Below are 11,895 nucleotides of genomic sequence, written 5' to 3'. Positions count from 1 at the left end.
AGATCACCTAATTCCCTATTGGGTGTGTTGGCAATCAAGATTATTAAGGTTGATTGAGGAGTCAGCGAATGAAGCTTGTTCCGACAGTGTTTGAGCTTGGCTCTCTGGAGGGTGATGGCGTCTAAAAGCAATTAGCATGGTTAGTCTATAAAGTAATCTTAGCGTTTCTGATAGGCTTTTTTTAGAATAGTTTATAGGCCGCACATCTTTACAATACGTTAAGGTGTAGCTCTTTACCACTTGACCAATCATGTTCATTTGAGCAATAATGTTCAAATGAGCACTAAAATAAATATAGCGATTGAGAGAAGACAGGCGTCACATGGTAAAGCATCATGGGAGAACGACTTAGCGAATGGGCGTGATGTGAATAGGAATCAAAAGTTCGCCTATGCCTTTCTGCTCCATTGGTTTGAAAGCTGGAGGTTGCGCCACGGATTGGCGGCTTCGCTAGTGAGTGCGCGTGCATTTTGGAAGGCGGAGGTGGTTACTAGAGATGGTTCGAAGAAGCGTGAGCAGTGGCAGCTAGATCAATGGGCAGAGGCTATGCGCTGGTATGCACAGTGGCTGGAGTGCTGCGCTAGAGAGTGTGGTAATATTCCAAAGAGTTTGTATGAGCGGGTGCGTGGGGCGGTAGAACATACCGGAGCGCGCAGAGGATTAGCCCAGAGCACACTACAAACTTATGGAAGCTGGGCTGGACGCTACGCTATATGGGTAGGCGATGCCAAGAAGGTGATGGACACTCAGAATGCTAGGGAATGGTTGACTTACTTGGTAGAGCAACAAGAGGTTTCCTATGCAACTCAGAAGCAGGCTCTCAATGCTTTGGCGTTCTTTTTTAAAGAGGTGTGCGGAATGAGTGAGGTAGATCTGGGTGTGAAATTTCGTAAGCGTACACGACATATTCCAACGGTCCTCAGTACGCGTGAGGTATTTAGGCTGATAGAAAAAATGGAGCCTAGGTATAAGCTAGCTGTTGAACTCCAGTATGGTTCGGGATTGAGGCTGAAGGAACTGCTCAATCTGAGAATCAAGGATGTGGATCTGGAGCGGCAGACTCTTACAGTGCGGCAGGGCAAAGGTAAGAAAGATAGAGTCACAGTGCTGCCTGAGGTATTGCTGGAGAAACTGCTAAAGCAACGTGAGAGCGTAAGAGCTCTTTACCTGATGGACAGAGAAAAAGAGGCTCCTGGGGTGTTCATACCTCCAGCCTTGGCGCGGAAAATGCCGAATGCTGGTACGAGCTGGCAGTGGTTCTGGGTGTTTCCTAATGGTAAAGAGGCGATAGATCCAGTGACGGGTGTCAAACGCCGTCATCATGTGCATGATGCTGTCTACTCGAAGTATTTGAAACAGGCTGCGGAGGCGGCCGGCATCGAGAAACGAGTGTCGAGCCATGTGCTACGCCATAGCTTTGCCACACACTTGCTAGAGAATGGAACAGACCTGAGGACTATTCAGGATCTTCTCGGCCACGCAGACGTGGCGACCACGGAGATCTATACTCACCTCACTAAGAAAGTGGGTGGCACCGGGGTACGCAGCCCTTTGGGAGCTACGCTCCAATGAATAATTAATAATGAACAATTAATAATTCCAGCGATGGTACGGGTCGCAGTGCTCCAATTATGAATTCATTAGCATGGAGGTACGCTGGCTGAATATGGGTGAGATATGGATCCTGTAATTGGTGAGGCTGGGCGGTTGGAAACCGCCGCCACACTTCAGCCTTACTATTCGTGCGATTAGTGTGATTGGTGGTAGAGCAGTTTCATTGTGCTGGACCTTTAGCGCCTTTCGTCTTTTTCGCGGTAGAGATCGCTTCATCTGACAGGCCTTTCGAAACTTTCGGGAGTTTCGCGGTAGGATATTTCTTCATCTGGACAGGTCACTGATACCATCTTCACAGTTATACTGGATCAATCGTTGTACTCTTATTCTTTGTATTTGCAGCAAAGCTGATTTGGAGAGGGCGAAACAATACTGCGAGATTAGCTTCGTTCGTTGTCAGTTGCATAGCTCGCTATGCGTCTTCCTCCCGCCTTGCTACTCTCACCGTCTTGTTTCGCTATTGATCCACTCTAACTATTCAAATGGTATTACACACCGACCAATGCAGCTCCGTCACCGAGTCCAGCCGCCACAATTTGAGCGGGCTCAGCTACCTGGATAGCTTGCTCGTCGAGAATTCGTTGGAGTGCTGGTAAGATAACATCAGCACTCGCCATGATTCCCCCGCCGATAATGATCTTCTGAGGATCAAAGAAGTGGACACCATTGATCAGAGCTGCAGCCCACGTATCTAGCGCTTTATCTCTCAACTGTACAGCCAGAGCATCGCCTTCTGCAGCGAGAGTAAAGACAGCGAGGTAGTCGATTTCATCTACTTGTGAAAGTGCACTCCCAGTAAAATGAGGTTCTTTCCGAGCGAGATCTTCTAGTGCCCAGCTGGCGACTTGGGCTTCGAGACATCCTCGGCTGCCACACCAACATTTTTCACCACCACGGTGAGTGATACTATGCCCTCCTAGATTTCCAGCCATTCCACTAAATCCGCGGATAGGCCTACCTTCTAACAAAACAGCAGTACCGCAGCCAGTACCGAGAGTGAGCATAAATAAATTGTCCATTCCCATCCCAGCACCGTAACGCCATTCACCGACCAGAGCTGCGCGGGCATCATTCTCTATGTCGCATGCTAGAGCAAAGGTTTCTTGGCTCCACGCTTGGATGTCAAAGCCGACGAGGTCTTCAAACTTTTGGAAGGAGCGTGTGACTCGCTTACAATCTGCAGATACGAGGCAAGGGACCGCGATGCCTAGTCCTTCGCAGTTACTCAGGCTCAGACCAAGCTGAGCTAACAGACTCTCAAAACCTTCACGTAATGACTCAGCGTGAGCCGCAAAGCTCAACCTATCAATCACCTCAAAATTATCTTGAGCGAGCACTACTCCGTCACGCGTGATACCGTACTTCACACGCGTCCCACCGAAATCCACAGCTAGTCTCACCTTTTCCATCTACTCTTTTTTTAGCTTTTAAGCAGCCGTATTGCATCGGCCTGCGCGATCATTTCTATTTTCCCATCATTTTCCAACATCAAATATCCATCTTCACTCACACCAGCCATCATACCTGAGCGCAATACACCGTTCTGCTGTAGTTGGATCATTTCCCCCCTCATAGCACAGCGCAGATTCACAGCGTCTACCACAGCTGAAAAATCAGCATCGCAACGACTGCCCCAAGCAATAATAGCCTGTACGAGATCAGCTAGTAACGCCTCTCTCTCTATTTGCTCACCAGATTCTTTCAGTAAAGAAGTAGCATTGAGTGCAGCTGGGAACTCTAAAACTGAGACATTCACCCCCATTCCAATAATCACAAAATCCTCACAACCTTCGACTAACACCCCCGCACATTTCTTACCGTTGAGCCAGATATCATTCGGCCATTTCATCTCTGCAGATAGACCGGATTTATCCAAGACCTCTGCTAGAGCGACTCCAGCAGCTAATGCTAGTCTCGACCAGCGTGAGCGATCAAGATCTGGCTCTAACACTAAAGAAAATAGTAAGCCTTGCCCACTTGGGCAGCTCCACTGATTTCCTCCGCGCCCCCGCCCTTTAGTCTGTTCTTCAGCCAACACAAGAGTACCGGACCCGGATCCGGAACGGATCAAGGCCGCGGCCGTATCATTGCTCGATTCCAGTACTTGGGCGTAATGAAATTTCCCCTCAAGCATAGGAACTCTACGTAGTAGTTCAGCTCTGTTAAACATCACTAATAGGATGAGAACACCTACAGAGTCATGCAATCGTTAAATTTAAATCTCAACTTGCTAGACAGTATTTTATACAGCTGATAGGCTGAGGCTTAATCATTCATAACCCATGGAAGCAGTCATCCAAACCCCACACCACGAGTCACTCTGTGCACCTATTACCTCAGGCCACCACGTTGCAGACATCTTGATTGGCAATATCCCACTCAAACAACTCATGGCGACAGAGCTACGCCGAGCTGGTTTCGAAGTAATAGAGCTCACACAAGTGACACCTTGCACGGTCCACCTACCGCTCGATCATTGGATTGAAGTGGGCGCGCTCTGCCTGCTTGCTAGAGAAGAACCTAGCACCTGTCTCTATGACTCTTCTGGTGACATTGTCGCGTGGAAAGGGGTCGACGAACCTAGCCAGTGCCAGCGGAAAATCGTGACCGAAGCCGACTGCTTCCGCATGCGCTACCCATGGGAAATTCTACAAGTAAATTCGGCAGTCATTGACGCGCTTCCGGAAGATAACATCTTAGGAACCGTCAGCCCGCTTGCCGAAATCGATGGAACCCTCCACCTAGGTGAGGGATCACGTATTCTGCCTGGCGTCGTTATCGAAGGTAACGTATCTATCGGGGAGAACTGCCGAATCGGCCCCAATGCCTACATCCGAGGGAATACCTCTATCGGAAATAACTGTATTATCGGTAATGCGGTCGAGGTTAAGAACTCGCTCATAGCCCACCACACCTCTATTGCTCATCTCAGTTACGTCGGTGATTCCGTGATCGGTTCTCACGTAAATATTGGAGCTGGTACGATCTTTTCGAACCACCGCCACGATGGGAAAAATCATCGCTCTATGATCCAAGGAGAGTTGCTCGATACCGGGCTCTCAAAATTTGGAGCCATCATCGGCGATGGAGTTCGCACAGGGGCTAACACTGTTATCTATCCTGGACGTAAAATAGGTAATGCCCGAACCACTCTCCCAGGCGCTATCGTCAAAAATGACATGATGTAGCCACCTCTAATCCTAGCGATTGGGTTCATAACAAAAAAGCGCCAAGAAACCTTGGCGCTTTATTTGTTAATAAATTGAGACTGTCGCAGCTCTAGCGACTAGCAGAATTGGATAATGCTGAGCCACCGGCACTGATATCACGGCCTACGCCTTGCATCGTTTGACAAGAAGTCATGCTGAGAGCGATGAGACCAAGAAGAGCGATAAGTGATTTAGTAAATGTTTTCATATCTGCGCTATCCTTACCATTTTGCCAAATTCCCTGCCAAGTTAAATTTTAAAGATTTTGCTGGCAGGCATGTACTAGTCCTCAATCTTTCGAAATGGCCGGCTAGCGATAAACCAAATGAGCAAGCCGACGAATAATCCAATAGCGATCCATTCAAGAGCTTGGCCAAAGGCGGCGGTCTCACCTAAAGTTTGTGCCGCTCTGTTCATCGCCAGACCTATCGCCAAGGAGACACAGCCATAGCCTAGATTGAGCATAAGGCTGCTGACACTTAGAATGGAAGCGCGTTGCTCACTAGGAGCAGACTGATTTATATAGCGGCTAAGAAGAAAGCCCACATGGACCAGTGACAGCATCACTAGAAAACACGGTAGAACGCCAAGAATATTGTGTAGCATTGCCACCCCAGCTAGTCCAAGAAAACTCGCTCCACCGGCTAACATAAAGTTTACTCTAGGACTGAATCGCTTAGCTAGACCTTTGACATAAAGTGGCACCACCCATCCCGAGAGTGACATGCCGGCACCAATGATCCCCCAACTATACGTGGGAAGTTGAACCCATTGAAAATAGGTCGACTGAAGGGTGACGAAGGTCCGTGCAGCGGCGTCGATGACCACGGCTCCTAGGATAATGGCTGCAATCCATTTTGTCGTAGCCACCCATTTTAAGGCAGCTAACACCCCCAGCCAGACTTCTGAGACATGTGTCCTTTCGCTTTCAGATTTTTTCTGAATCCCCAAATCAGTGAGATGCCAAGCAAACGCCACACAGAAGATAGAAGAAATAAAACACAATAGGATAGGTAGCTTTAGGCTCACCCAAGCGGGAAACTCACCAAACAATGAAGTCATTCGCTGGTGATCGAAGACCAAGGCTCCGACCAACATCGCCACGACCATAGCGAGGGACCTCCAGCGCATAGTCGCAACCAAGATGTCATCCCACCTGCTAGCCCGTTTACTTTCATCATCGTAAAGTAACTTCACGGAATCATAGGCCAATGCCTCATCGGCACCGCTGGCAGCAGCCTCGGCCAAGCCACTCAACACACGATTGACCGCACATACAGCAAACAACCACCAGCCGGCACCTTGTGGAGCCACGATCAGCAGGAGCATTTCGACTAACATACTGAGAGCTGAGAATAGGACTAACTGCCTCCGCCCGACCAGATCCGCCAGCACTCCTGAAGGAAGTTCAAAGAGGACAATAGTCACAGCCCATAGCGCGTTGAGCCACAAAAACTGTGACACGCTCAGTCCCATACTGGTGAAAAACACCGCGAATATAGGATAGTAAAAGCGCGCATTGAAGAGCACACGGAACCATACAAAGAGCCGCACATTGCGCTCTAGATCGTCCTTACTTGGCTCCACACTCATCATTGGAAGATGGCTATTTCTTTTGCTCTGCTCTCAGGAAGACCAACTCGGTATCCGTCGAACTGGCTTCATCAAACTTGTAGCCTGCAGATTTAAACTTCCTGAGTCCAGCAACATCCTCGATGCCCTTACGTACGATATAATCAGCCATCATGCCGCGGGCTTTCTTTGCGTAAAATGAGATCACTTTATAGTTACCATTCTTTTCGTCTTTAAATGCTGGAGTGATCAAGCAGCCATTGAGCTCTTTCTTTTTCACTGAGGAGAAATACTCGTTCGAAGCGAGATTGACTATTAGATCGGAGCCGCTCGATTTGAGATCTTTGTTGAGTAAATCAGTAATCTTACTGCCCCAAAAAGCATACAAGTTTTTGCCCCTCGCATTGTCTAATTTTGTTCCCATCTCTAGCCGATACGCCTGCATAAGATCCAATGGTCGCAGGACACCGTACAGACCAGAAAGTATCCGTACTTTTTTCTGAGCCGCAGCGAAATCCTCACTAGACCATTCATCCAGCTCCATGCCTTGATAGACATCTCCTGTGAATGCAAAGAGAGCTTGTCGGCTATTCGCATGGCTGAAATCCCTCTCCCACTTCATGTAACGTTCAGCATTGAGCTCTGAAAGCTTTTCACTAATCGACATCAAACCTCCAAGCTGGCTGGCACTCATCATACGCAGTTGCTCAACTAACTCCTCGGTGTCGTCGAGCAAGCGAGGTTTCGTGTGCTTCTTGGTTGGCAAAGCTGAGTCGTAATCAAGCGATTTTGCTGGTGAAAGTAAAACTAGCATACCTCCAATCAAGCGTGCCTCGCTGAAATTGCAAGTTAGAGCTTCTTATCAAGACTATTAACTTTGATTAATTCATGTATCCGGCGCTGCTCCGATGCAGTTAAACTATCATTTAGAGGCAGCTCATGACTAACGAGTAACTTTCAGATTGAATGCCTCTTAACTGGGCTGATATACACCATGTTTAGAGTGATTACTGACTCATTCTCTCGACTACTTTGGACGGATGTAGCCGCAGCCCCCACCTCCGTCTTCAAATAATTACCCCCGAATACAATGAACAAAATGCTTATTGCAGTCTTTGACTCAGAATCATCCGCCTTTAAAGGCCTGAACTCACTCAAAGAACTTCATACCAATGGTGACATGAGCCTCTACGCTACTGCCGTGATTGCCAAAGACTCAGATGGAGTCATCCACATCAAACAAGAAGCCGATAAAGGCCCTGCGGGAGCTGCGATCGGCATGGTCTCTGGGTCACTAGTCGGCATCCTCGGCGGCCCAGTTGGAGTGGCTATTGGAGCTGGCCTTGGAGGTCTAACAGGATTGCTCTTTGATCTGGATAGATCAGGTGTAGACCTTCAATTTGTGAAGGATGTTTCAGAAGCTCTGGCACCAGGAAAAGTAGCCATCCTAGCTGACATCACTGAATCCTGGACCACTCCAGTCGACAGCCACATGGCAGAGCACGGTGGAATCGTCTTCCGCAGGCTCAGATCTGAGGTTATCGAAGATCAATACCTCAGAGAGGTGAACGAACTCGAAACCGAAGTGGCTGAGTTAGAAGCGGAATGGTCCGAAGCTGGAAATGAAGCCAAAGAAAAAATCCATACGCAACTTGAGCTTTTGAAACAAAAATCTGAACTCATTGCTAACAAAGCAACGGAAAGGATTCAAATTACCAAGTCCGAATCTGAAGCCAAGATCACGACACTGAGGCAACAAATGAATGACAGTAGTGAACGGCGTAAGGCTAAAATTGAGAAACGTATTAGCGAGGTAACAGCAGACTTCAATTCCCGCTGCACTAAACTCAAAGAAGTTGGCGAGCACGCCAAGGTTGCTCTGCACGCGTAGAGCTAAGCTCTCTCCTTTTAGGCCACAGCAATAGTCGTATGACTCGCTGTGGCTTTTTTATATAAGTCACTCTAGAGCGCTACCTCATCAGAAAATAACTAGCAAAGTCTATTTCCTGAAGGTCGACAGAGGGCTCCTAGTTTACTACAGAGAGGACTGAGAGATGCAGTATCACCCAAGCCAACAGATTCCCCAGCAGCATGAGGCCCTTTTTTCCTCAGCTATTTTAAAAAGCCTAATGTCGACGAATCTGATGCTGGGAGACCTCCCCGAAGCTAAGTGCTTTGAGTCTGAACTTCTCACACAGGCTACACATCAAACTCCCTCCACCCTTCACTTTGGTCAAAAACTTGGGCATCTCTACGAAGATGCACTCCTCACTCTATTAGAGTCCAGCCCACGCTTCAAAGTGATTGCCAATAACTTTCAGATCATTACTGAGCAAAGACGAACGCTAGGTGAACTCGACTTCCTGCTTTTAGACTCGAAGACAAATTCTCATATCCACCTCGAACTAGCAGTGAAGTTCTACCTCATTGTCATTAACGGAGATGAAGTTCGCTACCCAGGTCCAGACGCCAGAGACAACTACCAAAGAAAAGTGGCACGGCTGCGTGATCACCAACTCACACTTACCACCCACCCCGAAGTCCAAGGAATTATATCTCCACTAATCAACGGGGCTACAGTAACTCCCCAACATCTAGTCCACGGGATTTTCTTTGATCATATCAAGGCCAAACAACGACCTCTTCCTGACAAAGCCAGTCCAAATGCTAACCGACGGAAGTGGCTCTACTGCCGGCAATTCAGCCACCATTTTGCTTACGTAAAATCAGTCAGAATTCTGCCTAAGCAGCTTTGGTTGTGTGAAATAGATCATTCTCTCTTCCAAGCTCTGGTTGAAGTCCCGGTCGCGGAGCTTATCGAACTGGGCCAACAACGCTGCACTATGTTCGTCATTCATGCTGGAGAAGAACCAAAATTCCTAGCACCTGACAGCTGGCCTAACATCCACTAGCGACAACGAGCGAGCGTGGTCAATGCGTAGCCTGTACCGTAGGCGTGACCATAGTTATAGAGGGCATAGTCCCACCAAGACCCATCGGATTCCTGCTTATCCAGTATCACCTTGCCCAGTTTGGACTTCCATTCACCTTGCTGGTCATCTGGCAACTGTAGGATATTCTCACTGGCATAGTAATGCCCGTAGTAATAAAAGTATCCAGAGATTGCAAAGTGAGTCTCATGTGGTTTCGGACGCTTCCGCCCTATGTCTAACCAACCATTACGTTTGATCAATCGGTCTAAACCCATCGCCAATACCTCATCAGTAATTTTAGGATCACCCCATTCACGTAGCGCGGCATTGCAAGCCGGAGTCCGCGCCAGCGAACCCGCAGGTCGGTTGATCGAATACCGAGGACGCTTGATGTGCCCGGTTGCATAAGTGTAGGCAAAGTCTGGAGTGCGCTGGCGCTGGATAGACTTCACAGCCATCCCAATCCGGCGATCCTCTAGTTTCAGCTTAAAAAAGACAGAGGCTTCTTTCATCGCTAGCAAAACCGTCGCCGATGTAAAACTGTTGGATCCTGCACTCGGCTGAGCAGTGACAGAGTCAAACCCGTAATAGCCCCAACCTCCATCGATATCTTGATTGGTCCAAAGACTTTTCACCTGAGTCTGAGCTAACTTCGCGTACTCAGCCATTTTTTCCTTAGTCACACCTTCACGGTTGGCTAAAGCCACTAAAGCTCGGAGCCCATAGGCATGCCCCCAGTTATTGTAGATAGTTGATCCCCCAGCGCGTCTAAGTTTTGGCATTTCCCGAAACATCCACGCTTCACAATGCTCAATCGCGGCACTCACCTCAGAGCGCTTATCATTAGAGGCTATGACACCCGCCAAAGCGAGCGACGTTGTCCCCATTCTAAAGGCATGATGCGCCCCGGGCATAGGGGCATAGATATTGAGCCCTTTGGTTCGCGTTGCATTCCCCCACGAGCCATCGGGATTCTGAGTTTTAAGTAAGAAATCGACACCCTTAGTAATCGAACTTTCTAACACTGCAGAATCAAGCGGAGTATTCTCAAGCACAGGAGCCACAGGCACAGCCTTCTTAGGCTGAGCAGGGTCGAGCGATTGAGCCACCGCTCCCTGCCAGAGGGAGAAAGAGCACACCAAAAGTGAAACGAGCCTCCTCATTACTTTGCGTCGTAGATGATGACTTGTCCTTCAGAAAGGCCGCTGAGAACCTCCACTCGGCTGCTATTGCTCTCGCCCACTGTGATCGTGGTCTTTTTCTCCTTATCGTCAGCCATCTTCAGATTTACAGAAAAGCTGCCATCAGAGTTTTGAGTCACAGCCTTTGCCGGGATGCTGAGTGCATTTTCTTTACGGTAACTTACGAAGTCGACTTTCACCGACTCACCAACAGCAAGCTTCTGCTTACCGACTAGTGTGGCAGAAAGTGTAACATCCCATTTACCCTGCAAGTTCGGAGCACCAGCCACTGAAGTCACTGAGCTCTTGAATGACTTCCATGGAGATGCTGTGAGCTTGAGTCGCCCGTCTTGGCCTTTTGTTAATCTAGTAGCAGCAAAGGTATCAACAGATGCTGCTATCTGTGTCGCATTCCCTTCAGGAACGACAGTCATAAAGACGCGATTCTGAGGAACTTTAGAGCCACGTATGAGAGATTTCTGAGCGAGTTCACGCTTCCAGGAACTCCCTTTGAATTCACCATAGTAAAGAACTCCATCGGCGGGTGACTTGATCTCCATCGCGGCGCGGTCAGCCTTCACTTCAACTAACTTGTCAGCTTTCTTCTTGTCCTCACGAACAAGTTTAGTGACCTCTAGCTCTTTACTTTCAAGAGCGCGGGGAATCTTGAGCTGAGCAAACTCCCATGCCGACTTAGCCTCTTCATGCTTGAGCTCACGGTCTAATTTCTGGCGAGGCAGCCCTTTCTCCAGTGAGAACTTCACCTCATTTTGCTTTTGCTCATTGCTAAACTCACCAGCTTTTACCGAATTCTGGGATCGCTGAACGATAATCTCTTCAGTTTCCTCAGTGAGCCCGTCAGCTTCGTACATTTTAAGTAGCTGAGTCAGCTCTTCCTGAGTGTAGGAAAGGTACCACTTTGACTTTTCTCCCTCGAGTTTTTTCGCTGCGATCGACTGAGGCAGCCCGATCTCGCGGAAATACTTATAATTCTCTTGCTCGCGCTCAAAGTTGCGCTTCTCCAGCATCATATCACGCTCAGTTTTGAGCTTTAGCTCAGCAAGTTCTTGTTGCGCATTCTGGAGATTGATCGCATCGAACTTTCTTTCTAGCTCTTGGTCGAGGATATACTCATCCACTTTTTCAGTATCGATCCAGATAATCTGATCACCTTTAGCGACCTTGCTCCCCTGTGGCAGTACTTTATCTATGATGAAATCGTCCCAGATTTTCGGGGCAATAATCAACTCAGCTCCTTTATCCGTTGTGGCGACCCCTTGGATTCTGAGTGTCTGCTCAAAGAGCTCTTTTTTAAGCTCGTAGTCTTCTGCAACAGCAGAGCTAAAACATAGGGCTGTTGCCAGCAAACTGATTCGTGTCGTCATC

General features: G+C 48.3%; 11 protein-coding genes. 4 read left to right on the top strand and 7 right to left on the bottom strand.

From position 1 onward, the window contains the following. Positions 1-276: 276 nt before the first annotated feature. Positions 277-1,572 (top strand): integron integrase, encoded by a 1,296-nt coding sequence (locus BSZ32_RS13255; RefSeq protein WP_105043854.1) that lies wholly within the window; start codon positions 277-279, stop codon positions 1,570-1,572. Between the two features lie 530 nt (positions 1,573-2,102). Here BSZ32_RS13255 and BSZ32_RS13250 read toward each other — a convergent pair. After that, positions 2,103-3,023, bottom strand: coding sequence for an ROK family protein (locus tag BSZ32_RS13250; RefSeq protein ID WP_105043853.1), 921 nt, complete (start codon positions 3,021-3,023; stop codon positions 2,103-2,105). An 11-nt stretch (positions 3,024-3,034) separates the two neighbouring features. After that, a complete protein-coding gene (locus BSZ32_RS13245; RefSeq protein ID WP_105043852.1) occupies positions 3,035-3,820 on the bottom strand; it encodes a biotin--[acetyl-CoA-carboxylase] ligase in 786 nt (261 codons plus the stop codon). A gap of 76 nt (positions 3,821-3,896) precedes the next feature. Here BSZ32_RS13245 and BSZ32_RS13240 point away from each other — a divergent pair, with 76 nt between their 5' ends. After that, complete coding sequence (locus BSZ32_RS13240) at positions 3,897-4,802, top strand: DapH/DapD/GlmU-related protein (RefSeq protein WP_105043851.1); 906 nt, start codon at positions 3,897-3,899, stop codon at positions 4,800-4,802. Between the two features lie 91 nt (positions 4,803-4,893). Here BSZ32_RS13240 and BSZ32_RS13235 read toward each other — a convergent pair whose 3' ends face one another. The 3 genes from BSZ32_RS13235 to yaaA all read right to left on the bottom strand — a co-directional run bounded on the left by BSZ32_RS13235 (position 4,894) and on the right by yaaA (position 7,209). Continuing rightward, positions 4,894-5,031 (bottom strand): entericidin A/B family lipoprotein, encoded by a 138-nt coding sequence (locus BSZ32_RS13235; RefSeq protein WP_105043850.1) that lies wholly within the window; start codon positions 5,029-5,031, stop codon positions 4,894-4,896. Between the two features lie 74 nt (positions 5,032-5,105). Beyond that, complete coding sequence (locus tag BSZ32_RS13230; RefSeq protein WP_165788845.1) at positions 5,106-6,410, bottom strand: MFS transporter; 1,305 nt, start codon at positions 6,408-6,410, stop codon at positions 5,106-5,108. 19 nt (positions 6,411-6,429) lie between these two features. Continuing rightward, the gene (gene yaaA, locus BSZ32_RS13225; protein ID WP_105043848.1) at positions 6,430-7,209 is read right to left on the bottom strand and encodes a peroxide stress protein YaaA; all 780 of its coding nucleotides are present in this window, start codon (positions 7,207-7,209) and stop codon (positions 6,430-6,432) included. A gap of 276 nt (positions 7,210-7,485) precedes the next feature. Here yaaA and BSZ32_RS13220 point away from each other — a divergent pair, with 276 nt between their 5' ends. Continuing rightward, positions 7,486-8,286 (top strand): DUF1269 domain-containing protein, encoded by an 801-nt coding sequence (locus BSZ32_RS13220; protein ID WP_105043847.1) that lies wholly within the window; start codon positions 7,486-7,488, stop codon positions 8,284-8,286. 238 nt (positions 8,287-8,524) lie between these two features. Continuing rightward, positions 8,525-9,307, top strand: a complete 783-nt coding sequence (locus tag BSZ32_RS13215) for a DUF1853 family protein (protein ID WP_165788844.1) — start codon at positions 8,525-8,527, stop codon at positions 9,305-9,307. Here BSZ32_RS13215 and BSZ32_RS13210 read toward each other — a convergent pair. Further along, positions 9,304-10,491, bottom strand: coding sequence for a prenyltransferase/squalene oxidase repeat-containing protein (locus tag BSZ32_RS13210; protein WP_165788843.1), 1,188 nt, complete (start codon positions 10,489-10,491; stop codon positions 9,304-9,306). The genes BSZ32_RS13215 and BSZ32_RS13210 overlap by 4 nt on opposite strands. Next, positions 10,491-11,894 carry a permuted SH3 domain-containing protein gene (locus BSZ32_RS13205; protein ID WP_105043844.1) on the bottom strand — a complete coding sequence of 468 codons (1,404 nt, stop codon included), beginning with the start codon at positions 11,892-11,894 and terminating at the stop codon, positions 10,491-10,493. The genes BSZ32_RS13210 and BSZ32_RS13205 overlap by 1 nt, the downstream gene beginning before the upstream one ends. Position 11,895 lies beyond the last annotated feature (1 nt).

This window comes from Rubritalea profundi (assembly GCF_002954445.1).
Classification (GTDB): Bacteria; Verrucomicrobiota; Verrucomicrobiia; order Verrucomicrobiales; family Akkermansiaceae; genus Rubritalea; species Rubritalea profundi.
This window is presented reverse-complemented; position numbering and strand designations above follow the sequence as displayed.